Here is a 24,409-nt window from a genome sequence, read left to right as displayed (position 1 = left end):
GTTTAGCAAATGATGGGAGGTTTATCAAGTTAGAAATTCCTTTATCACATCTTTGACGATAGCCTCCTCCTCTTTGTTCAGGAGATGGCTGTACCGTTCATCCGTGGCTGCCGCTTCCCGGATGCGCTCTTCCACCTTCTCGGCCCTCGGATCTTTGTCCTGACCCCTGCGGTCTGACATGGCCCGTTCCTTCTGGGCTCTCAGCCGCTGTTCCTGCTGAAGCTGTTCCTGCTCTTTTGCCTTTACCCTTGCCCTTCTGCCTGTCTTTCCTGCCTTGGCCGCCTTGGCTGCCTTAGATCCGGTATTCTGACGGACAGGTTCTATCTGAACTACCTTCTGGCTATCGCCTCTCTGGTTTTCCATATAATCCAACAGGTTTGTCTCAATGACCTCCTCCTGGAACCCCATGGATATCACCATGCGCAGCAGAAGAAGTGCGATACCCATAACCGCCGCGCTGCCCGCCAGAAGCCCCATAGCCGGAAATTCTCTGGTGATGACCGGAAAAGAGATCCGCTCAAGGCCTGTCCTTCTGATCCACAGCGCCCCTGCTCCCGCGGCTAAAAAAGAGAGGACAAAAGTACACCAGGATACCCCTTTCATCTGCCGAAGGGTTATCGGTCCTATCTTTCGTCCTCTCATCCGCCTTGTGAGATACACAGCGGGGTTATGTATCGCTGAATCGTCTTTTACGTTTCTCTGATATTCCAGCAGAAACTGCTGCAGCCATTTGTCTTTTATCGCCGGAACATTTTTCAGGTCCCGGATTACTCTTCTGTTGCTCCCGTAGATTGCCAGTACGCTGAAAAGGCTCAGTAACCCCATCAGCCAGGTGCCATAATAAAATAAGTGCACAGTAAATCCTCCTCACTATTTCGGCGCGCAGAAAGCACGCTCTTTATGGCATTCATTATATAGCAACCCGGGCATTTTGAAAACAAAAATCGTGCGTCAAATGGTGACAAAAGGCGCCTTTCTACAGCCTCTTAACCATGCTCTCCACCAGATTTACCGTGTGGCGGATGGCCTCTCTTTCAAAGGCGGGATAGTCCATATGGGCGCTGTCGTCAGCCTTGTCGGAGATGGCTCTTATCACCAGATAGGGGATTTGATTGAGATATGCCGCCTGTCCGATGGCCGCGCCTTCCATCTCTGTGCAGTATCCGTCTGTGTTCTCTATGATCTGGTCTTTCACCTCTTTTTTGGCTACGAACTGGTCACCGCTCACCACGCGGCCCTCAAATACCTGGATATCGGGATTGACCTGACGGCATACCTCCGCTGCCAGGCTGCGCAGAGTCTCATCTGCCGGGAATGCCAGCGTATCCATTCTGGGCACCTGGCCGATGGGATAGCCGAACTCCCTGGCGTCCATATCATGCTGCAGGGTGTCTGTGGAGAGGACAATATCACCGATGTTGATCTCCGCCCGCAGGGAGCCTGCCACGCCGGTGTTGATGACGGCATCCACATGGAAGTCATCCGCCAGAATCTGGGTACAGATTCCCGCGTTTACCTTGCCAATTCCGGAGCGTACGATCACTGCCTCCTTACCGTTTAATCTGCCGCTGTAAAACTCCATGGAGGCTTTTTTCTCCACTGTTACATCTGTCATCTTCTCTTTCAGGATCGCCACTTCCTCCTCCATGGCGCCTATGATTCCTATATGTCTCATTGCTAAGTTCCTTTCTGTCGATATTATATATGCCGGGGTACACCCGGTCCCTCTGTAAGCCTCTATATGCCCCATTTTCAAAGGATTGAGGCGTTCCTCAGGATTTCCTCTATCCGTTCTGTTTCAGACGCATCAGCGGCCAGCAGAGGCGCTGTGCAGCCGGGATTCATATCCACGCCGCAGAGTATCATTGCCTTTTTTATAATGGGTATGAACTGTTCTGCCACATCATAGATGGCCATCAGTCCATCTATTTTCTGCTGATAAACCTGAAGTGCCTCCAGATCGTTCTCCCTTGCTGCTTTTGCGAAGCCGGAAGCAACAGCAGGGGCAAAGTTTGACAGGCCTGCAATACACCCGTCACCACCGCTCAGTACGTTATGGGCAAAAAATTCATCAAATCCGGAATATATTAAAAACTCAGGAAATTCCTTCTTCACTGTCTGTATGAGCGCACGGGTGTGTCCCATGGTTCCCACGGTATCTTTGATCCCAACGATGTTTTTATGTCTGCGTACCAGGTTCAGTACCACCTGGGGCTTCAGATCATATCCTGTCCTGTCCGGAAAATTATACAGAAGAACAGGTCCGTTCACACGGTCGGCAAGGCTGTCATAAAAGTTTTCCACTGCACTGTCCGGCAGATTAAAGTAATACGGAGAGATCACCATAACTCCGTCTGCCCCTGCTTCCAGAGCAAAATTAGAAAACTCCACGCATTCCTCAAATTCCATACTGCAGGTTCCTATATAGACGGTTACCCTGTGTGCAATGTACGCCACAGCCTCACGCACCATATTCCGCTTTTCCTCCATGGGCAGGGCAAAAAACTCACCGATGCTGCCGAAGATGAGAATTCCGTCAATTCCTCCCTGTATCAGATGTTCATAGATTCTTTTGTTGGCCTCTATGTCAATATGTCCGTTTTCATCCAATGCCGTCACTGCCGGCGTGATCCATTTTGCATTCATAAATTAATTATGTCCTCTCTTTTATCTGATTAATCCTGTTGCGGTCTGCCGCATTATTATATCTCTTCGTATCCTGCGCCCTTCATGGCAGACATGGCGTGGCTTGTATAACGGCCAAACAAACCCTTTCTCTTCGGACGGGGCAGAATGCCGGATTCGGAACGTTTTTTCAGAACAGCCTCGATCTCTTCCCCGGAGAGTTCCTGTCCCTGAATTCCGACTACGTCGAGACTTCTGTTCTGTACACTGTACTCCAGAATATCCCCCGTCTCAATAAAGGCCAGCGGGCCTCCTGCTGCCGCTTCCGGGGAGACGTGGCCGATGGCGGCACCTCTCGTTGCCCCTGAAAAGCGTCCGTCTGTCACCAGGGCAACCGTGCCGTTCAGACGCTCATCACAGACAATAGCCTCTGTGGTCATGAGCATTTCCGGCATGCCGGTCCCTCTCGGACCTTCATAGCGGATAACAAGGATATCGCCCGGGTCTACCTCACCATCTACGACGGCCTGGTAAGCGTCCTCCTCACGGTTGTAGACCTTTGCAGGGCCTTTGTGCTCCCGCATGGATTCCACACAGGCGGAGTATTTGATAACTGCGCCTTCCGGTGCCAGATTGCCTTTTAAAATAGCTATGGAACCCTTTTCCTCCGCTTTCTCCACAGGGAAGATGACCTGGTCACGTTCCAGGCCGTAATTATGCAGATAGCCCAGGTTGCGGGCAAAGAAATTGTCCTTCTCCAGCTCCTCCAGATTCTCACCCAGGGTTCTGCCGGTAACGGTCATGACGTCCAGATGCAGCATGTCCTTTAAATAAAGCTGAACCATGGGGATTCCTCCGGCAAACCAGAAGGATTCTGTCAGGTGCTGTCCGCTTGGATTGATGTTGCCGATATGCGGTACTTTGTGGTTCAGGTCATCAAAAAGTTCCGGTTCCAATATGATTCCCAGCTCCCTTGCAATGGAGGGAAGATGGATGGTCGCATTGGTGGAGCCGCCTATGGCGCTGTGAATGATGATGGCATTTTCAAATGCTTCCCTTGTCATGATACTGCCCGCTGTGATCTCACGCTCAACCAGTTCCATGATCATACGGCCCGCTTTTCTGGAATAAGCAAAAATATCCCGCATGGTGGCCGGCATAACAGCAGTTCCCGGAAGTGACATGCCCAGGGCTTCTGCCATACACTGCATGGTACTGGCAGTCCCCAGGAAAGTACAGGCGCCGCAGGACGGACAGCCTGTGAGCTTATAGTCTCTGATCTCCTGCTCTGTCACTGCGCCCTCACGCTTTTGGCGCAGAGAAATATCCCCCGCAACCAGCGATGTGGTCATATCCGGTCCCGGGCGCATGCTGCCGCCGGGAATAAAGATGGTGGGCATGTCCAGGCGGGCTGCTGCCTTTAACTGGGCAGGAATGGATTTGTCACAGGAGGCGGAGAGGATCATGCCGTCCCATGGGTACACGGAACCGTGTACTTCTATCATATCACAGATCGCTTCGCGGGATGCCAGGATGTAGTTCATCCCGTCATGGCCCTGGGCACATCCGTCACAGATATCTGTGGTGTGATACTGGGCCGGATAGCCGCCTTTCTCGAAGACTCCGTATTTTGCCTGCTCCATGAGGCCCGACAGATGGGTACTGCCGGGGTGGCTGTCACCGAAGACATCCTCCAGAAGGATCTGAGGTTTCTTAATGTCCTCCTCATCCCATCCGGAGCCCATCTGCAGGGCGTCGAACTGGGACCAGAGAAGGCGCTGGGGGGCGCTTTTTTGTTTGTGGTTCATGGTGTGTTATGTATCCCTTCTTTAATAGATTATTTGATGCTTACATATTACAACTTTTTGAAGGGTTTGACTACTGTTAATTGGGTGACAGCGGCACAAAAGCCGCGGGACAAAGAATTTTCTTCATCCTGCGGCTTTTGTACTTGTTTTATAAAGGAGGTATTTTAACAAAATTACTTGATACGTTTTCTGACTACATATTCCCTGGCACCAGCAAGGACCAGGATGCCTGCAAAAAGGCCTACATAAATCAGGCCTGTATTGTCATTTTTCGTTATATTCTCCCCTTCACTCAATGGAACCTCTTCCCCATTGATGATGACTGTTCGAGTGCCGTCTTCTTCTGCCTGACCGGTCTGCTCCCGGTCTTTCAAAGGGGCTGCCTCTTCCGTCTGCCGATTTACAGGATCAGCCGAAAGCGTGTCCTGTCCTGCATGAGCAATAGTAATATTTCCAAGGGCAATCGCTATGCATAATATGAGAGGCAAGATTTTCTTTTCTAATCTTTTATATCCCATAATGCACCCCTTTCCCCTGTCACTATAACTATTTCTTATCTGACGCTGCCTGTATTAAGGCTCCGTCTATATATTTTATTAATTCAAGTGCACTGCGAAAGTGCTTTTCACTCTTTTCTTCTGCCCATGTAACTTCACCCTGCCATGTGGCATCTCTGCTGCCGTCTATTTTAATTACAAAGGTTTCTGCTTCTTTTGCCATTTTAGCCCTCACTATAGTTTTATCTCGTCCGTTGGGTATTGTTACAAGCTGTATAAATGGATCACCGTGTTAATATCAATAACCATTCAGGTCTCTGCTTCTGTTATTCGTATTATACTTTAAGCGGCATTACCAAAAGCATTACACGCATTACTTTATTTGAATCATATTTTCATAGAGGAGTTTTTTGTAATGGTATAAAATAACAGACAGGACAAAAAACACCACGGAAACCGTTATGATTCGCGTCTGCGGATAACAGATGCTATGATTTCCAAAACCAGTGCTGCCGCAATCACACCGCCTGCAATGATCTTTCCCATTGTACTTGTCAGGGCCTGAGCGACCCTTCCCAGAATAGGGATGGTATATACCACTTTCCCTATAAAGTTGCTGTAGGGGACTGCGTTCATATCCTCCGTCTTGTTGGCATCGCCTTTGGTGATAAATTCACCCATGACCACTTTGTTCTCCACTACCCTGTGGGTGATAATGGCATTGGAATCCTTTGCGCCATAGAACGCGATCACATCATCTTCCTTCATGTCCTCCGGTGCTGTCTCCTGTACATACACCAGGCTTCCTGTGGGGATTGCCGGCTCCATGCTTCCGCTTACCACGGAATATGCATCATAGCCAAAAAGCCTGGTTGCTGTAATGGGAAGACAGACAAGCACCAGACTTACTAATAAAACAGTGCCCAGTGCACTGCAAATTGCAGACACTGGGCTTTTCCTATCCTTTTTCTTCTTTCTGCTCAAAACAAGTTATCCTTTCATCTGCGTCGTCTAATCAGAAATACTGCTAATGCGGAAAGAGCTGCAACTGCTCCGACTCCGATCGCGATGCCGGCTGCAAGGGGAAGGCCCTTCTTTACTTTCTCTTTGGTCTCTTCCGGATTGTCAGCCAGAGGTGTTTCATCCTCATCTAAATCGACAACTTCCTGGTTGCCCTGCGGCACTTCATTCGGCTCTATAACCTGAGTTCCCTCGTCTGTTCCGGCTCCTGCCGTACCTTCGGTTCCCTCAGTACCGGCTGTTCCGGCTTCACCTGCGGTGCCTTCTGTACCGGCTGTTCCCTCTGTTCCGGTGGTTCCTGTTGTGCCTGCCGGAGTACCTGCTGCCGGAGTCTCTACAACAGTTGTCTCTGTTGTGGTGGTTCCGGGTATAACGGTTGTGACGGTTGTTGTCTCGCCGGGTACGGTGATGGTCTCTGTGGTTACCGGTGTATATACGAAAGTAAATACATTCTGTGCTTCATTGGAGGAGAGTGTCTTGGTCAGTGCCAGAGCCTGCGGTGTATAACCTTCCACATACAGGTAAGCCACTACCGGTTTGTCTCCCACATTGCCGTAATAGGTACGGCTCGGTGCCAGTTCGTTTCCTTCTTCATCATGATAATTAACAGTATAACCAACCATGTCGCCCTGAATTCCGTAAGCGACAACAAAATCTCTGTCACCATTTACATAAAATCCGGAGGTCTCAAGGGAATTATTGTCACGTCCGCTTATCCGGACACCTTTTACATAATATTTACTGGAATCTCCCAGTGCAACATCACCGTTCTGTACATCAAAGGATACTTTATCACCTAATTTCAGGCCGCTTACCACAACCCTGTCACCCTGTGCATCAATCACCGGTGTCCCTGTACTTACTACAGATAATCCGTCAATCCCGGAAAATGTACCCTGATTGCCTGCATAGAAGGTTGCTGTATAGGTGTATTCTCCATCTGCCGCAAAAACGCTGATCACAGATGAGCCAAAGAGCATGCAGACAGTAAGCAAAGATGTCAGAATCATTTTCAACTTCTTCATGACTTCAGCTCCCCTTTCTCATGGCGTTTTTTCATGGCTGCGATTCCCAGAAGCAGCAGTACCAATCCGCTGACTAATGCCGCTGTACTGAAAAGGAGGATATTGGTGGTATCTCCTGTCTTAGGACGGGTGATCGTCTTCTTCACTGTATTAGATTCGCCTGTAACGGTCTTTCTTACCACAGTGTCTTTACCTTTTACGGTTACCGTGGAAGGAGCTACTTTCTCTACTGCGAAATTCATCTGCAGACGAGCCAGTGTATCCTGATAGCCATTGCCCTGTGTCTCACCGTCTAAGATAACCTTCAGGTGAACAGAACCGGCTTTTCCTGCATCCAGCCTATCCAGATAGAAGAAATCATCCAGGGAATCCGTGGCTTGTTCCAGACCTTTGCCAACATAGGACGTGCCCTCGCCGCCTACGGTTTCGCTGTCATAGAGGACTGCCTCCGCACCGGATGGATCATAATAGGTCAAAACATATGTGTAAGCTCCGCCTTCTGCTTTGCTTCCCTCTTCCAGACTTTTCAGAACTTCATTGGACATATACCAGTCGGTCTGTTCCTCTCCGGAATTCTTTATCTTAACCTGCAGTTCCATGGTATCGCCGGGGAGGATTCCATAAATCTCCTCAGCCATTTCCTTAGAACTGAAATTACTGTTCATCTTGTCTCCGTCAAAATCAACCTGCCAGTCTTTATCACTTTTAAAATCTTCTGCATATGCGGTTGCCGCGGTGCCTACGGTCATGACTGCTGCCATGATAAGGCACAAAATTTTCTTTTTCATATTCTGTACCTCCTATCGTAAGCTGATATCTCCGTTTGCTGCAACATCTACGTCTACACCCCAGGCACTCTTGATGGCATCCTGTGCATTATGTGTCTGAACAGCATCCACTTCGGCTTCCACCTGGAAACTGTAACCGTCATAATCGTAAACCGTGGTGATGGTCTTGTAACCATTTTCATCAATTGTCTCATGTTCTGTGACCTTCTTGCCAAGCGCCGGGTCAATCCGCAGTGTGTCTGCGAACTCGGGAGTGGTTTCTCCTGCCGGAAGAATGCTGTTATAGTACAGAACCGTACGTTCTTTTGTGGATGCATTTTTATCTTCGGTCCAGCCGTTGCCGGTCAGGTTCAGGTCGATCAGTGCGGGGGAAAGCGTTGTGTCTTTGACTGCATTTTCTCCTTCGCCTTTTGACCAGCTCTTATAGAGGATAACCCTCACATAGCTGTCTATGGAGCCGCTGTTCGTAACGCTGAGCTTCTCATCATATGTCTTGCCCAGTACCAGCTTCTCTTTCTTCAGATCGGATAAAAGAGTTCCTGTGCTCTCATTCCACTCATCGTTTTCATTATAGTCCCTGTAGCTGATTTTGTCACCATTTTCTATGAGGCTTACACCAATGTTTGATGTGCTCATCTGCACAGAATAGTTTTCACTGTAATAGGTAAGTGCCGCACGTGCACTTCCGACTGTACTGCCCAGCAATAACAGGGCTGCTGCTGAGAGAAGGATAACTGGTTTCACAGAAAAGGATTTTTTCTTCTTTTTCATTATTCACCAACCTCCTCTTGTTTTGCATTCCAGTCTGCATAGGGTTTGCCTTCATCGTCATATAATACCGGGGTACACTCCTGGGCCACGATAATATTAAATTCCTCCTCACTGTCTTTGGAATCAATCTTAACCTGGAGTTCCTCCGTTTCACCGCCTGCCGGAACAATATCACTGTAATAGTAGTAATCCTCTTCTCCGGGAGACCACTTCTGGCTGCCCTGATATACAAGTCCGTCCTGATATTTTTCTCCTGCAAATACTTTCACACGGACATAGCACTCATAATCTCCTGTATTTTTGATCACAATATGCTTTGTCCAGTCGCTGACCTTCTCCTCCGGAATCGTCACGGTGGAACCAAGACTGATGGTCACATCACCTGCTGCCGTTGTATAGGTGGTGAAGTACGCCATGGCGCTGTTCACGGATATACCTGCGGTGAGGGCAAGAGCTGCTGCTGCCAGACAAAGGCTTTTCTTATTGAATTTCTTCTTCATCGCTCCATCCTCCTTTACTCCTGCTCACCTGTACTATCTTTCTGCTGTTCCCAATCCCAGTCACCTTCATTGTAAGTAAACCGGTTGACTACACTGCTGCCGCCGTTGTTTCGATGGTCATAGGTATTTTCAAATGAAACACCAACCGATTCATCTGCAGTGATCACTGTCTGCTGTGTCCCGTCGGAAGTCAGTTCATAACTTGCTCCGCTGTATACCTCTGTTACCGTAACAGAAGCACCTGCCGGAATATGTTCTATCTTTACACTTTTTGTTCCCGGTGCGTCAAAGGAGATGGATACCACGTTGCTGTATACCACTTCATAATCCCTCTCTGCTTCTACCCGGAAAATGAAATCTGCTCCGCCTAAAGTGGCGTTATATGCAGTAAGGGTCTTTTCAATGACTAAATCCCCGTAACGCTCTGTCTGTGCCGGTTTTAATCCGGTAGTCACATCATATACCCAGGTGTCATCCTCTGTCTCGCTGTAATAGTTGTTCGGCAGGGAGATCAGATACGGGGTAAAATCATATGTATACTCCGGTGACTGTACAGATTCCGCAACAACCAGATACATACCTGTGGAGAGGTCTCCGGCAACGCCTTTGGATTTATCGCTGCCCTCAGGTTTCTGCATCTGTACCTCAGCAGTCGGGGCGGCTGCAAGCTTTTCTACCAGTTCGGATGCTTTTCCTGCAAGCTTCTCCCAGTCTTCGGCTGTTGTCTTATTGCTTATGGATGCAAGATCCAAATCTTCATATCCGGCCAATACTTTGTATTCACCATTTTCCTCTACATCTGCCACTCTGTATAAATGAATGGGAATGATCAGACTGTTCAGCTCTTCATACTGTCCGTCCAGTTCAAAGGTCAGGGAACAGCTTTTCTCTGTATCAATACCAAAGGCTGCATAAACCTTAGGCAGAATCGTTGCGGAAAGCATCAATGCCAGAGCCAGAGCCAATGCACTTCCTTTTTTTATTGTCTTTTTCATCTTCACATTTTACCCTCCTCTGAAAACTCATTCCCTATTGACCACTTTATGATTTCTTATTTTTTTTTCGTGGCTTGAACAGGAATTTCATTAAAAGTATCACCAGTAATGTCACCGACAATCCAAGTATCAGATATAACATGTAATAATTCTGTACTGCTTTCAGCATGGACTGAACCGGTGTGCTCTCTATCTCTTCCTCTCCGGTATACGGTACCCGATGCCCGCGGACTAAAAGTCTGTGGGAGTTGACACCGTATGGAGTGCAAGTAAACAATGTTACATAGTCCTGGCCCTCTTCAATGGCCATTGCGCCGTCCAGGGTTTCCCTGTCGTCCTTGTCTATCATGGTGAGGATCTGGTCGACCTCATAAGCTAATGTATCATCCAGCACGTGGATGTAAAATAAATCTCCGCGTTTTAACTGGTCAATATCTGTAAAAAGCCTGGCGCTCGGAAGACCTCTGTGGGCCGCCAGTACACTGTGTGTACTCTCGCCTCCGATCGGTAATTTGGTTCCGTTGAGATGCCCTACTCCTGTCTGGAGAACGTCATCTCCGGTGCCATGGTAGATGGCTACCTTTATGTTGATCTTGGGGATGGAAAGGTATCCCATCACGCCGTCCTTGTTAACGTTAAGAACTTTCCAGTATTCTGTGTTCTGCAGTTCTTCTTTGTCTTCGCCGAATACATCACCGTACAGGTTATTCTGTGTCAAAGCTGCATCAAAGGCTCTTGCGGCTTCCCATTCTTTTGTAAAATCCTCAGGTGTCATATCGCTAATAACTTCTTCATAGCTGCTTATAAGCTTGCTCTGGCGGTATGTGTTCCATTGGTTGGAAACGGTTGGATAAACCAGGATGCCAAACCCTGCCAGAAATAATAATCCGAACAGAATGGTTGAAATTTTTCTCTTCATTTATTTGTCCGTCAGCTCCTCATTCTCCTGTTTTTCATCAGAATTAAGCTTTTTCCTTAATTTCTTCTCGCGGAGGTAGAGGAATATAACAAAGGCTGCTGTCACTGCCAGACCTACGATCACCCAGAATAAATAGCTTGTGTGCATGCTTACTCCGGTCAGAAGGGAAGTTGGTGTCTCTTCCATCTCTGTCTCCTCATAAGGAACACGGTGTCCGCGTACAAGAAGTCTCTGGCTGTTCACTCCGTAAGGGGTACAGGTAAGAAGGGTAACTAAATCTTCTCCTTCCTCCACTGCCAGACCATCGGTCTCCTCGGGTTCTACCACTGAAACGTTATCCACTTCATAGCAGAGGATATCATCCAGTATATACAGAAGGAAGTGATCCCCCTCTTTCATTTTGTCCAGGTCGGTAAACAATGTTGCACTTGGCAGTCCTCTGTGGGCAGAGATTACAGAATGTGTGCTCTTACCTCCAATGGGAAGTGAACTTCCTTCCAGATGGCCCGCTGCTTTCTGAAGCACCTCATCATCCGTGGTGTGAAATACAGGTATTTTCACGTTGATTTTAGGAATTTCTACATATCCCATCATACCATTACCGGAGAGGTTAAGACAAGACATATATTCGTCATCTTCCTCCTCGGAGGCTTCTGCTACGGCAAAGGAGTCTGGGAGGATACTGGGAAGAAGGGCGTTGTTATAAGCTGTGGCGCGATCTGCCTCGGCTTTATAGTCGATCTCACCTGCTGCGCTTTTTTCATTTACCACTTCTTCATAACTGCTGATCAGTTTACTCTGTCTGTAGTTATTCCATTGATTGGATACGAGGGGATACAGCAGCAAGGACAAACCGGCTAAAAACAGAAGGGAAACAATGATTATGTGCGATCTTTTTTTCATCCGGACTCTCCTTATTGTTGTATTTTTCTAAAATGCCGGGGCGGGCCGACCGCCCCGGCATTTAGTTGTTGCTTAGAATTGTTGATGATAATTATAATGAATTATCATTAATTATTTTGCAGATTTTCTGCGGCTTGCGAAGAACAGGCCTGCTGCTACGATCATGATGAGGCATCCGCCGATTGTGAAGATTGTTGTACCGATTCCACCTGTGGATGGGAGGGAACCAATACCTGTATTTAAAACTGTAACAGCCGGTGTCTCTGCTGGCTTACCATAACTGATTGTGGAGGTCACTTCCTGATTTGTTACAGTATCAAGTATTGTCACATCATAAGATATAACCTTACCATCTTTATCTTTAATAATTTCACCAAATGTAATTTTATATACTGTATCATTTATTGTATATCCAGTTGGTGCCTTTGTTTCTTTTAAGTAATATGATAAATCACCATCTAAACCTTTGAATTCAATATCAAATTTCCCATCCTTAGTAGTTGTCATACTACCAAACACATCACTTAACACCTCATTTTCATAACTTCTATAAAGTGTAAATTCAGCACCAGCAAGGCCATTTACTTCATCACCTTCACCAACTTTCTTAAGTAATCCATCCAATGCAAAAGTAAAGGTATATTCAGTATCTTTCTTTGCGCCAGAGTCATCACCAGGCTTAGTTGTATAATTTACAGTAACCTCATTTTCACCAACTACGGTAATTGCATCTTCAGTCACTTTAGCTGAATATGTAATCTCTACTGCCCGTTCTGCTTCTGTTGCTGCTGCTAAACCTAAAATATAATCACTTTTAAATGAAATGGTAAACGTTCCATTTCCAGGCCTATACTCATACTCTGTTCCATTTGTAAGCGGTACGCCATTTACTTTTACAATAGGTGCATCTGCAGTATATTCCAATCCATTTATTATTGTATCAGTAATATCATATCTAGCTGATTTATATTCACTGCTATAGGAAGGAATTGTACCTTTAACAGTAAAGCCAACTTTCTTACCAACTTCCTGTTTCTCTTCTGTGGGATCTGTTATTGTTTTTTCAATTGTAATTTTCGTTGATTTTGCATATGCATCTGTGGTATTTAATTTCCAATTGTCCTTTGCACTTACTGGAATATTTTCCATTGTATTATCAGAACCAGACACTGAATAATAAACACTGACAATCATTGGATTATATACTTTATCTGGATTCTCTGTTGGAGGTGTTACTAAAATCATCCATGTACCAACTGTTAATTTATCAACTGTCGGATTAAAATTGTCCATTTTATATAATCCAGTTGGATCTTTAGCCAAATCGGTAATCATAGAATCTGTTATCTGTGTTTTGGCATCTATCACTTTCTCGTTTTCTTTTATTGTATCATTTACATTAATGCCCTCTGCCCATACATAACTATTAAAACCATTAGTATCATACTTCGCATCAATAATCTGATAAGCTGTAAAAGTAGCTCCCGCTTCAACATCATTAATTGTGACTAAAGCGCTGTCACTCTCCGTAGGTTTTTCTGGATCAGCTGCAAACGTCGTCATGCTCATTCCGAGCACCATTGCCAGTGATAATAACACTGCAAAAATCTTTCTAATTTTTTTCATAATTCTGTCCCCTTTTCTTTTTTGGCCTTTGCCCAATTTTGCTTTTCGTATACTAATTCCTATACGTTATATTTTTCGCGGTACCGGGACCGCTGAAAAGCTTCTTCATGTCTTAACTCTTCAGCACCCCCCTGCTTTTGTTTTTATATAAGATTAGTGCAGCTGCCATCATGAGCAACATACCACCAATCGAATACCAATAAATTCCTTTTCCCCCTGTACTTGGCAATTGATATATAGGGGTATTCTCATATACATAAGTATAAATTCCTGCTGCTATTGTTGAATCACTACTTATTACAGCATCACCACATTTAATTATCGGCTTTCCGCCTTTATAATTAATTGTGATTGTCCATTTATCACCACTTACCATATATCCAGTTGGGGCCTTCGTTTCTTCTAATATATAAGTATCTGGTTCAAAATCTGCCGAAGCTACTGGCTTATCGACTAACTTCCATTCTATAATACCATTTACATTAGATTTTCCATTATAGACAAGTGGTTTATCATCTGCACTTTTTAAATTAGATGCCGTAAGTGTAAACTCTGCATCAGGCAGCCATAGAGATGTTTCACCTTCTGATGAACTCTTCTTAACTATCTGCCAATTATCAACTTTTCCATTTGTAAATATTGCAACTCCCAGGACACCGCCATCTTTTGCATCATAAGTATAATTATTCTTAATGACGTTTTCATCTGTTTTATTAATAATGTATCCTAGTTTGAAGGTTGCTGCCTTTACATCTGAAGATAAACTGCATTCTGTGTTCGTATCAGTTCCTATAGAGGCATACAACAACGTGTATCCATCTGTATCACTCTCTCTAATCCTATACTCTCCACGTGAAAGTCCTTCTAATTTCTTCAGTTCATTTTCTGATGGGCTAACTTCCATACCTGCTTCTGTACCTTCTGGTACATTGATTTCTACTGTAGCCATTTCAGTATAAGTTTCATCATCATTCTTTTTCTCAACAATGAAACTAAATATTTGGTCGTTAGTTGCATCTTGCTCCAATTTCTTAATAAGCTGAAGCTTACCGGATATTACATTTACAGTATAGGTATCTGTTGCTTCTACAATGTTGTCATCTATCGCATCACCTGTTGTAATTTCACCTGCATGATGTGATACAGTATCACCTGGTTCTATAGTGTTGGCATCGCTTTCTTCTGTATGATCGCCCGCATTGTAAGTTACCTTTAAATAATATACAACACTGTTCTCCGGTGACGCTAATTCTGATATGTTCACTTCCTGGGTACACTCTTTATCCGAATACCATTTGAATGTAAACTTATCTGCTGATACACCTTCATATTCATTTACAAACCATTTGTCAATACTAGCCATCTTACTTTGAATGGTTTCATCGCCTGTCTGCGTTGTATAAACAGGTATAGTATCACCTTTATATATGGTAACTTCGTATGGACTAGTATCAAGTGTAGCTTTAACATTAACTGTAGGATTGATAAATGGAATCGTCTTATCTCCAATTATAATTCCAGAACCCTCCATGTTGGTTTTAACTGCATTTCCACCAATGTAATCATCTTTTGCTTTTACAGTAAATGTTGCTCTCCAACCTGGGACACTGTTACCGTCTGAATCTTCGGAACTTGGTAAAATACTTGTTTTCCATTCCACGTATTGATTTCCATTGTCATCTACTCCTAACGTGGCCCCATCCGGAAGACTACTCTCCACTACTTCAAATCTAGGATCTATATAGTCTCTGATTACAGCGTTTGGTATTGTTATTCCAGTAGTTGTCGCATCTATAATGAAATCAAAAGCATTAATTAATTCATTGGCATTATTTGCTGTATAATTCCAACCAGCCTTACTTGCTAATTGGGAAAGCCATTCAGAAGTCTCTGAATCTAAACCAAATCCAATTGTGAACACTCCTGCGTTTCCATCTTGGGTATTCTTTAATTTATCTGCATATACTACAGCATCATCTTTATATCCCTCGTTCGCGGCGCCATCTGTCAAAACAATTACATACTTAGGATTTGATGAAGTAGCTAACGTGGGGTTTTGTGCCTTCTTAATGATATTATACGCTTCTTCCACCGCATCACTTGTTTGTGTTGCGCCATCTGCCACCAATTCGTTGATAGCCGCTGTTAATTCGCTTTGGTTTAACCCAACATTTGATAAGTCTGTTACAGTACCAACTCCACTGGCAAATGGAACAATTGCAACTTGGCTACCCGGTGATTTCGCCGCTAACTGATCAATAAATCCTGAAGCTGCTGTCTTGAGTGCATCGATTCTGGTTGTAGGACTTGCAATTTCTTTATATATTGTATATCTCTTTTCAGTTGTAATCCCGTATGAATACGTATCAGCAGCATCTTGATTATTTCGTATCGTACCTGCATTACCAGAATAATTATGGTATTTTATTTTCCAGTACTGTCCACTTTTCCATATCTGATACCATATCCCATTCTCATGCAAATAATACGTTCCTGCATCTAAGTCTTTTATCTTCTGGGAAGCATAGAGCTGATCATACTCACAATCCCAGCGCATACTGCCAGACGTATCTAATACCATAACTACATCTATAGGCTGTTGGCTTTCTTCAGTAACACTGGTAATGAGAGAAGATGCACTAAGTGTAATATCATAAGTCCGTTCATCCCAATTATTAAGCTGTACTTTCTTATCTTTATTCAGTCCTTGGCTATAGCTCCAGTTTGTGATTTTAGTTATTTCATCGCCACTTTTGTTTAATAATATTGCTACACCTTTTTTAACTTGAACCGTCCATGTATCTGTTGTTACCAGGTAACCATCAGGCGGTGCAGTTTCTTTTAAAATATACGTGCCATCTTCTAGATCTTCAATTACAATTTTGCCATCCGCACCAGATATGATTTCACTTTTGATTGGTTCACCAAGCTCTTCACCCTCTTGTTCCGGTTTATTGTACAATGCGAATGTTGCTCCTGCGAGAGGATTTCCATCCTGATCAACTTTTTCAAAAACAAGTGAGGCATTTCCTACAATTTGAACAACTGGATGTGGGAACATAACTTCTTTTGGCACATCATTTACCGTGTATGTCATTTTTGCTTTATCGTTATCGTTTGAGAAGAATCCCTCCTGTCTAGAAAAAGTCCCTGTATCTGTCTGCCCTACTGCATTGTATCCATTGTTGTCTTTATAATCTTTGAATGCCTGTTCTGAAACATCAACGTCATTAATGATAAGTGTATATGTATAATCTGGACTCAATTCGTAATCCGATGGTAATATACAAGTTATCGTCTTTCCATTAGTAGCAAGTTTTGTTCCAGTCAAACCGGCTAAATTCAATGGGATATGATTATTCTCTTTAGATTCATCTTGCGTCTTATTGTATCCCGCTGTTCCAGTAATTACCGGCGTAGTTGTGGATTGACTCCACAACTCTTCATTCGTTTCGACTACTACGGTTTTATCAGCCTTTCTCGTAATCCTCAGCCGATATGTTGTAGTATCGGAGGATTCCACATACTGGCTTAACGTATCTGTAACAGTTACATTTTTACAAGCTATTTTTGTAACTGTAGAAGCAATAGATGAAAACACATCATTTAAATCCTCTAATTTGCCTGCACTAAACATCTTTCTTTCAATAGATGCTGGGGCTCCCGAACAGCTTATATCACTTTTTCCAATTTTAACCGTTCCGCCTTCTGTCAATGCTTTTAACACGTTATATCCAGTTCCGCTCAACTCCTCAAATGCCGAACCAAAACCAATACCATAAAAATACTCAACGCCAGATAATGTCTGAAGCTCCGACCGTGCATTCTCAACATCGTAGTAGTTTGTAGCCGTTCCAGTACTGCTACTATCACCAATATAAGATGTTGGTAAACCGTCTGTCAGGAAAATCACTACTTGGCTTGCACTTTTTCGTACTTTACTATCCGTTAATAGTGATTTAGCTTTTCTAAATGCAGCTTGATAATTGGTTCCATCATTAGCCTTTAGGGCTCTAATTGCAGTATACATATCTGAAACAGATTGTGTCCAGGGTTGGTCAATTGAAGCATTACTTTCTCTTCCATCATTACTTTTTCCGGAAAAAGAGACTAGCGAATACTGAAGATTCAAACTATTGTTATCATGCAAAGTACTCAACAATTTTTCCGCAGCTACTTTAGCATCACTCATTTTATCATCATTATCCATACTACCTGACCTATCAATAATAAGTAATACATCGAGTTTTGCTTTATCAGTTATGCTACCAATTGAGCTTGACACATCTAATTCTAAATTATAATTATTGTTCTTCTCATCTACCTGATTTGCTCTCTTAGCTACTGACGGTACTGGCTCTGCAATATCACCTGCGTCGTCAGAATTCTCTGTAAAAATATAGTAGATATCTTTTTCATTACCTGAATACTCAAGATTAGTCCAAAACGTATATCCCTTATTATCCTTAGAGAAATATAGCTGATAGGTATTATCTCCTCTCTTCAAATAATTTGCTAAAGTTCCATCGTTTGCATTATCTAATCTAATCTCTTTAAAGCTATATCCTTCAACGTTTCCTAAGTGTCTTTCATCTCTCAAATCAACTACAGTTGTACTACTTATATCATCAAAAGCAGAGCTAATCCCTGTTATAAAGCTATCAGGAAACTCTCGAAAAGCAGAACCGTCCATATAGCCATAATGTGCTGTCACTTTTGCTTTATAATAGCTTCTTTTCCATGTAATGGTATATGCTGAGAAACTGTCCGTTACAAATTCTGCTTTCTTCACTTTTGCATCATCTGTAGTTTCTACCGTAACTACATTACTTGTATCTACAGCCATATCAACTACTGCTTTAACGTCACCTGTATTATTTTCTTCGAGATGCATTACCGTAACATCAAGATTAGAATCCTCCTCCATCCCTTCAGGAATAGCCTCTTGATTATAATTTATAGTAACCTTTACATCTCCATTCGGCTCAACTTCTTCTCCAATCTCATTAATAAAGCTTATATCATAAGCTAAGAATCCTGCGATGTCGTATTCTTCATTCTCTGCTTTTTTATTAAGTTGTTCTTCAACCTCTTTATACTTTTCCTCAGTCTCTTCATTATCGGAACGAAGCGGAACAACTTTTAAAGAAGCACCAGCCGGTATCGCATCTTCTGTATAAGCATTTACATTAATGGTTACATCATCATCTGAATACTCTAAAACCTGAACCGGGGTCTTCTCTACATAACAACCATAAACTGTAGAAATCCTTCCCTCCATCAGAATCTGATCTGCTGTCCCATCTTCCTTTACAGAAATCTCAGACAGATCATACTCATCAATATTCTCAATGCTCTGTCCTGCATTCTGAAGGTTTTCAATCATTTCACTCTTCTGAGTGATCTCTACGATTTCATCCTTATCATCCTGCACTTCCGGGTCAGCCGGATCGAGGTAGAAAACATTTGCTTTCTTTGTGTCTTCGATATGAAGTCCGCTGCCTTCAAATGTAATAGCAATTGCTTTCTGAGGTTCTGTTACTTCTCCGTTTACTTTAAACTTAATATCATAAAGTATGTAATCACCAAGGATTTCGTTCTCCGGAAGTGCTGCTGTCATCAGTTCTTTTACGTGATTTTCTGCAGCTTCGTCCAGATAATTAACTTCCATGGTTATTTCAGAAGCGTTTGCCTGAAATGCACCTTCCGGTATATTTGCAATTACACGCTGTGTAACATTTCCTGCTTCATCTGTGAACTCTTGTTTTAATTCTGTTGCCTCTGATACGATTTCAACTTCAGGTTCCTGTTCTGTCAAATCTGTTTCTGTTTCCTGTTCAGATGCTTCATTCTGAATTCCATTACTGCCGACCAGCTCTGTTACACCAGATACGCTGTTTATGTCTGCAGCCGGTTCGTCTTTGCTTTCTGCTGCGCTGGGTTCAGTGGGTGTCTCTTCCTGTGTTTCCGTAGATTGTTCTGCAGGTGTCTGTTCTCCTTCAACTGTTTCTCCTTCAACTGCTTCTCCCTCAACACTTGCTGCTGCAGGCTCCTGACTGGCTCCGCTCTCCGGTGCGGGAGTTCCTGCTGCTACCTCACCATCTGCCATAGTAGATATGCCAGTACTCAGCATCAGGACCATGCAAAGTACAACTGCTAATACTCTTTTCTTTATATTACTTTTCATGGCTTCCTCCTTCTACTATTTTTTCTTCTATTCCGGATATTGCTCCGTCTATCAGTTTCAATAACTCCAATGCACTGCGAAAATATTGCTCCTGCTGTTCTTCTACCCACAGGACACTGCCCTGCCATGTGGCATTCTGACATTCATGAACCTTTACTATAAAAGTTCCTTTATCCTTCTTAATGGTTTTGCCACTCACAACATTCTCGCCTCCTTTGGGTTATTTTTTCGACTCTTGCTTAACTTTGTTCTTATTGTACTGAAAGGAGCATTACGCAAAGCATTACATCCATTACTTTTTTCAAAATATTTTTCAATGTTTCTTCTTGTGTAATGGTTCTATGAAGATTCTGTGAAGTTTATGAAAAAAGGGCAAAAAAATACCGCCGGATTACCGGCGGCACAATTGTGTCAGATTTCATATTCTCCAAGTGCACTGTCTATGAGTTTGATCAGCTCTAATGCACTGTAAAAATGCTGTTTTATCCCTCTTTCCATCCAGAGTACATCACCCTGCCACGTAGCATTCTGCCTGTATTGGACATATATGGCAAAGGTTGCGACACTGCCTTTTTGCTTTAGAATGGTTTCCTGAGGTATTTTCTTCTGTAATTTGAGTATTGGTTCTTTATCCCTTTTTATAAAACTGCGGCTCTCTGTGGAAGCCTGGGGGTAGCTGATGCAGTCATAGAGCTTATCCATGAGATGCAGCAGCTGCACCACATTTTCAAAGCACCGTGGCTCTTCGCTGTAGCACTGGTATAGACGCCCGGAAAACTCGCCCCGGTCACTGGTATCAACACAGACACTAATCAGGTTAGGCGCCGATATATTTATATTTAAACCCTCTTCTTTGTTCATAGTCCACACTCTCCAGTCATTTCCGGGTCTTTTCTGTTAATCCCAGTGGAACCCGTTGCTTCGGAAACTTATTCTGGAATTATCATTCTCCACATCAGCTATAGATGATACATAGTATTCCAGATATTGTTCCCATGATTTATGTTCTCTGGCAAAATAGCGGGAAATGCGGTCAAAAATCATAGAACAGTTTTCCTGATTCGTGCCCACCAGCAGAATCAAAAACTGTGTGGGACTATATTTTGTAAAGGAATCCCCCCTGCGCAGACAATGTTTGATCGCGTCATACAGTTCATCGGTCATAGCAGCCAATTTCTCTTTATTTTCCATTGGATGTCCTTTTCCGTCTGTTACTGTGCACAGCATAAGGTACACTGACTGGCCGCTCCGCTCAATGATTCGCCTTACCAGACGATAGCCATCCCGGAAACTCGGCAGGTTGCAGTAAAATGCCCCTTCCTCTTCCTCTTCTTCTTTCAGGCCGCCCTTGATTTCATTGAGTGCCTGTGGTTTGTGGCTCATCTTGGCGCTCATTTCTTTAAACTGGTTCATCATTTTTTCTGAAGGACTGATTCCCAGCTCTTCAAAAAACAGTTTCGCAGTATCTTCATAGAGCTGAATTGCTTCTTTATATCTGTTCAGAGCCATGAGACAGTCTACCTGAACAGACTGCCATTCATCGAAAGGATACAGCTCACTTGCCTTTTCACATAAATCCAGTACCGTTTCATATTCACGCTGTTTCATGAGAGTATCGCATATTTGTCCCAAAGCCTGTGTGTATTTCTTTTTATACTGAACGCTTTCAAGAAGTACCCAATCCTCACCGGACAGGCCCGGAAGGAATTCTCCGTGGTATACTTCACACGCATCTTTTAAGAGCTGGATTTTTTTATCTTCGTTGTTTTCCTTTTCACTCAAATCCACAAGGTTGGAAAATACCAGGGCATCCACTTCAACTTCCATTGGGCCTGACCAGCGGTATATGCCTGACTTTATCTGGATATAATCATATTCGGGAAGGCCTGCATCCACCAGCATTTTCTTGAGGCGGTGGGAAGTCACCCTTAAATTGTTGGCTACATCAGCCAGTTCTTCTCTTCCATATAAGTTTTCCAGCAGTTTGCTTCTCGCTATTCCTTCATCACCGCAGTGGAGCAGTATCTGAAGCAGCTTCATGGACTTGGTTGCTGTATTCCTGCGGAAGGATATGGGCTTGCCGCCATATTCCATGGAGAAGCCTCCCAACATGTGCACTTTTAACACCGGTAATTTTTCTTCTATCATACTCTCTCCCATTTGTCTGCACGCCTCCGCTCGTTTTATTGCCCTATCATATCATTATTTTTAATTCTAAAGTTTGTACTATCTTTTGTCAATGGTTTATGCGTCGACAAAAGTGCCGTTCAATCACCCAAATATGGTGTTGATTTTCCATATGAATCTGTCATTTCAATTACGATACTTTTTCAAACCCTTTTGCTTTAAGATAAGCTTCCATACTAGCATACTGTGGTTCATCTTTTTTATTTACATTATATATATCCGCAATTACTGTCGGTGCTGCTTTGCCTTTATCTATTGCTGTGCTCTGATATACCTCTCCATCTATATAAAGCAGATTGGCTTTCCATTGTGAGTTTGATGCAGTATTATCCGCAGTGGCAAACAATATCATTTTATCTTTTGACAAGAAATAGGGTTTCCAATACAATTCTTCTTTATTGGAGGCAAAAGATGTTTTGTTCTTAATAACACCTGACACCTTCATAAATCCCCCTTTTTCTTCCATGACTTTTTCAATTAGTTTATCTCTAATAATGTAGTCTTTTCCGTTATGGGTAAGTTCATTATAATACTTAGAGCACGTAGAAACATATCCCTTAACGCTATCAACACATTGACATATAAACTCTACATGCTGCTGGCCATTCTCTACAGATATATCAAGCTCATATTTTTCATTATACACAGGACAAACTGTTATGTCTTGCGAACAGTATCCTTTCTCAACCATATAATCTAAAACATCTTTTCCTAAAATCATCTCTGCGTCTTTTTCTAAGGTACACACTGCCAGCTCCGGTACATCCGTCCCCATAATCTGAAACTGCGTCGCCAGTTCATGTCTCTGATTCGCACATTTGGCGATCTTGGACTTCTGCACGTAACGTGTAATGGAAGGCACTGCCACTGCAGCAAGTATCAAAATAATTACAATTACTACAATTAATTCCACCAGGGTAAATCCCTGATTCTTCTTTTTCTTTTGCAGCATTTTATTTTCAGCCTTTCCTTTTACGGGCATAATTTGCCAATATTTTTTATATTCCCATCATATTACTAAAGGTTTGTCTCTGTCAATGATTTCTGTATGACTATAACGTAAAAAATGGGCACTTTATATCTAAAATGCCCATTTCTCATATTCTTAATATTTTATTAAGCCCCAACTATAAGTTTACATAATTCCTGAAGCTGCTGTGCCTGTCTGCCCAGGATACGTACTGTGGCATCACCTGATGCCAGGAAAGATACACCGCCTTCCACATCTTTTGTGGTTTCCAATATAGTTCTGACCTTATCTGCCCACTCATTGTCTTTTTGCAGGCCGCACAGAAGCAAACTGGCCAGATGTGTATATCCTTCGTACATGCCTGTTTCTTCCATGCATAATATATCAGGCGCATATCTTGTGTTGTCTCTGTAGATCAGTCTGTCTTCCCGCCATACCTGAACCAGGGAATGATAATATTGATAATCAAACCTTTCCCCGTAAGCGGTCCGCCCACAGGAGAGTATATCCTGAAAAATAAACTGAGAAGTTTTATTCTGCAGCTTCACCTCAACAATATTATCAAATGCAGAATTTTTGAAAGGGATTGCCGGCTGGGGCATATAATATAAGAAGGAATCTGCTTCCTGACAGATACGAATATGGCGTCTGGCACATCCATCTTTCATCTTATGGATTTTCTCAAAGGCCTGAGAGGAGACCTCCAGCTTTGTTCCCCTGCCCACATGAAAATGCTGTGCCTGTACATCCCCTTCCATAATTCCCGGAGACGCGCTTAATATCATAACCTTCAGCTCACCCTTTTCACCGTCAAATGGCTCCATCACTTTAAATGGCGCCGTAAAATGCACTTCGTCCAGAACCGCCTTCTCCCCGCGCATGCAGGAGGATAGGTACAACTCTGACCTGCGCCCAAAGCTTCCTCCGCTTCTGTTCTCATAAAATCCGGTTGCTGTAAGTGATGCTGCTGCCATATTTATTCCTCCAGAAGTACATTTTTTCTGATCCAGGCAGCCACTTGATTCACATGTTCACCTGAGCGGATGTTTGTGAAGAGAAAAGGCCGTCCTCCCCGCATTTTTTCAGAGTCACGCTCCATGACTTCCAGGCTTGCCCCTACATAGGGGGCCAAATCTATCTTGTTGATGACAAGCAGATCTGACCGTGTAATTCCAGGCCCGCCTTTTCTCGGGATTTTATCTCCTTCTGAAACATCGATGACAAATATGGTGGCATCCGCCAGTTCCGGGCTGAAGGTTGCAGAGAGATTGTCGCCGCCGCTTTCAATGAACAGCAGGTTAATATCCGGAAACCTCTCCATCATCTCATCCACTGCTTCCAGATTCATGGAAGCATCCTCCCGAATAGCAGTATGAGGACATCCTCCGGTCTCCACTCCAATAATCCGTTCCCGGGAGAGGACCGAATTTCTGCTGAGAAATTCCGCGTCCTCCTTGGTATAAATATCATTTGTAATCACCCCAACACTGTAATCCGATGCAAGTTTTCTTGTCAAGGCTTCGATCAATGCCGTTTTACCTGAACCTACCGGCCCTGCTACACCTATTTTCACGTATGACATATATCT

At 43.6% G+C, this 24,409-nt stretch carries 22 protein-coding genes; all 22 read right to left on the bottom strand.

The window, feature by feature from the left end; all coding sequences use genetic code 11:
* Positions 1-24: 24 nt before the first annotated feature.
* Positions 25-855, bottom strand: coding sequence for a hypothetical protein (locus V8Q34_RS06630; RefSeq protein ID WP_335835108.1), 831 nt, complete (start codon positions 853-855; stop codon positions 25-27).
* A gap of 121 nt (positions 856-976) precedes the next feature.
* Positions 977-1,675 (bottom strand): 5'-methylthioadenosine/adenosylhomocysteine nucleosidase, encoded by a 699-nt coding sequence (locus tag V8Q34_RS06625; RefSeq protein ID WP_054350758.1) that lies wholly within the window; start codon positions 1,673-1,675, stop codon positions 977-979.
* 77 nt (positions 1,676-1,752) lie between these two features.
* Positions 1,753-2,646: a dihydrodipicolinate synthase family protein gene (locus tag V8Q34_RS06620; RefSeq protein WP_335835107.1), complete on the bottom strand. Its 894-nt coding sequence runs from the start codon at positions 2,644-2,646 to the stop codon at positions 1,753-1,755.
* A gap of 56 nt (positions 2,647-2,702) precedes the next feature.
* The gene (ilvD, locus tag V8Q34_RS06615; protein ID WP_103731540.1) at positions 2,703-4,433 is read right to left on the bottom strand and encodes a dihydroxy-acid dehydratase; all 1,731 of its coding nucleotides are present in this window, start codon (positions 4,431-4,433) and stop codon (positions 2,703-2,705) included.
* Positions 4,434-4,606: 173 nt separating this feature from the next.
* Positions 4,607-4,951: a hypothetical protein gene (locus V8Q34_RS06610; RefSeq protein WP_335835106.1), complete on the bottom strand. Its 345-nt coding sequence runs from the start codon at positions 4,949-4,951 to the stop codon at positions 4,607-4,609.
* Between the two features lie 28 nt (positions 4,952-4,979).
* Positions 4,980-5,153, bottom strand: coding sequence for a hypothetical protein (locus V8Q34_RS06605; protein WP_181014420.1), 174 nt, complete (start codon positions 5,151-5,153; stop codon positions 4,980-4,982).
* 236 nt (positions 5,154-5,389) lie between these two features.
* The gene (locus V8Q34_RS06600) at positions 5,390-5,914 is read right to left on the bottom strand and encodes a signal peptidase I (RefSeq protein WP_335835105.1); all 525 of its coding nucleotides are present in this window, start codon (positions 5,912-5,914) and stop codon (positions 5,390-5,392) included.
* Positions 5,915-5,928: 14 nt separating this feature from the next.
* The gene (locus V8Q34_RS06595; protein WP_033142040.1) at positions 5,929-6,975 is read right to left on the bottom strand and encodes a MucBP domain-containing protein; all 1,047 of its coding nucleotides are present in this window, start codon (positions 6,973-6,975) and stop codon (positions 5,929-5,931) included.
* Positions 6,972-7,763, bottom strand: coding sequence for a sortase B protein-sorting domain-containing protein (locus V8Q34_RS06590; protein ID WP_033142041.1), 792 nt, complete (start codon positions 7,761-7,763; stop codon positions 6,972-6,974). Before V8Q34_RS06590 ends, V8Q34_RS06595 begins: the two co-directional genes overlap by 4 nt.
* 12 nt (positions 7,764-7,775) lie before the next feature.
* A complete protein-coding gene (locus V8Q34_RS06585; protein WP_033142042.1) occupies positions 7,776-8,534 on the bottom strand; it encodes a hypothetical protein in 759 nt (252 codons plus the stop codon).
* Positions 8,534-9,034 (bottom strand): hypothetical protein, encoded by a 501-nt coding sequence (locus V8Q34_RS06580; protein WP_033142043.1) that lies wholly within the window; start codon positions 9,032-9,034, stop codon positions 8,534-8,536. The genes V8Q34_RS06585 and V8Q34_RS06580 overlap by 1 nt, the downstream gene beginning before the upstream one ends.
* Positions 9,035-9,048: 14 nt before the next feature.
* Entirely contained in the window at positions 9,049-10,029 is a 981-nt protein-coding gene (locus V8Q34_RS06575) for a DUF5979 domain-containing protein (RefSeq protein ID WP_335835203.1), read from the bottom strand.
* 46 nt (positions 10,030-10,075) lie between these two features.
* Entirely contained in the window at positions 10,076-10,948 is an 873-nt protein-coding gene (locus tag V8Q34_RS06570; RefSeq protein ID WP_033142044.1) for a class C sortase, read from the bottom strand.
* On the bottom strand, positions 10,949-11,851 hold the full coding sequence (locus tag V8Q34_RS06565) for a class C sortase (RefSeq protein WP_227244034.1): 903 nt from the start codon (positions 11,849-11,851) through the stop codon (positions 10,949-10,951).
* Between the two features lie 111 nt (positions 11,852-11,962).
* Complete coding sequence (locus tag V8Q34_RS06560) at positions 11,963-13,477, bottom strand: isopeptide-forming domain-containing fimbrial protein (protein WP_335835104.1); 1,515 nt, start codon at positions 13,475-13,477, stop codon at positions 11,963-11,965.
* A gap of 112 nt (positions 13,478-13,589) precedes the next feature.
* Complete coding sequence (locus V8Q34_RS06555) at positions 13,590-19,664, bottom strand: VWA domain-containing protein (RefSeq protein WP_335835103.1); 6,075 nt, start codon at positions 19,662-19,664, stop codon at positions 13,590-13,592.
* Positions 19,654-19,863 (bottom strand): hypothetical protein, encoded by a 210-nt coding sequence (locus V8Q34_RS06550; RefSeq protein ID WP_033142048.1) that lies wholly within the window; start codon positions 19,861-19,863, stop codon positions 19,654-19,656. Before V8Q34_RS06550 ends, V8Q34_RS06555 begins: the two co-directional genes overlap by 11 nt.
* A 212-nt stretch (positions 19,864-20,075) precedes the next feature.
* Positions 20,076-20,525, bottom strand: coding sequence for a hypothetical protein (locus V8Q34_RS06545; RefSeq protein WP_207727849.1), 450 nt, complete (start codon positions 20,523-20,525; stop codon positions 20,076-20,078).
* Positions 20,526-20,561: 36 nt separating this feature from the next.
* Positions 20,562-21,824 (bottom strand): AfsR/SARP family transcriptional regulator, encoded by a 1,263-nt coding sequence (locus V8Q34_RS06540; RefSeq protein ID WP_256139562.1) that lies wholly within the window; start codon positions 21,822-21,824, stop codon positions 20,562-20,564.
* Between the two features lie 157 nt (positions 21,825-21,981).
* Positions 21,982-22,803, bottom strand: a complete 822-nt coding sequence (locus V8Q34_RS06535; protein WP_186971035.1) for a prepilin-type N-terminal cleavage/methylation domain-containing protein — start codon at positions 22,801-22,803, stop codon at positions 21,982-21,984.
* 164 nt (positions 22,804-22,967) lie between these two features.
* A complete protein-coding gene (locus V8Q34_RS06530) occupies positions 22,968-23,795 on the bottom strand; it encodes an urease accessory protein UreD (RefSeq protein ID WP_186970955.1) in 828 nt (275 codons plus the stop codon).
* A 2-nt stretch (positions 23,796-23,797) separates the two neighbouring features.
* On the bottom strand, positions 23,798-24,403 hold the full coding sequence (gene ureG, locus V8Q34_RS06525) for an urease accessory protein UreG (RefSeq protein WP_335835102.1): 606 nt from the start codon (positions 24,401-24,403) through the stop codon (positions 23,798-23,800).
* Positions 24,404-24,409: the final 6 nt, after the last annotated feature.

The sequence above is a fragment of the Blautia sp. JLR.GB0024 genome (genome assembly GCF_037000545.1).
In the GTDB taxonomy this organism is placed as follows: Bacteria; Bacillota; Clostridia; order Lachnospirales; family Lachnospiraceae; genus Blautia; species Blautia celeris.
This window is presented reverse-complemented; position numbering and strand designations above follow the sequence as displayed.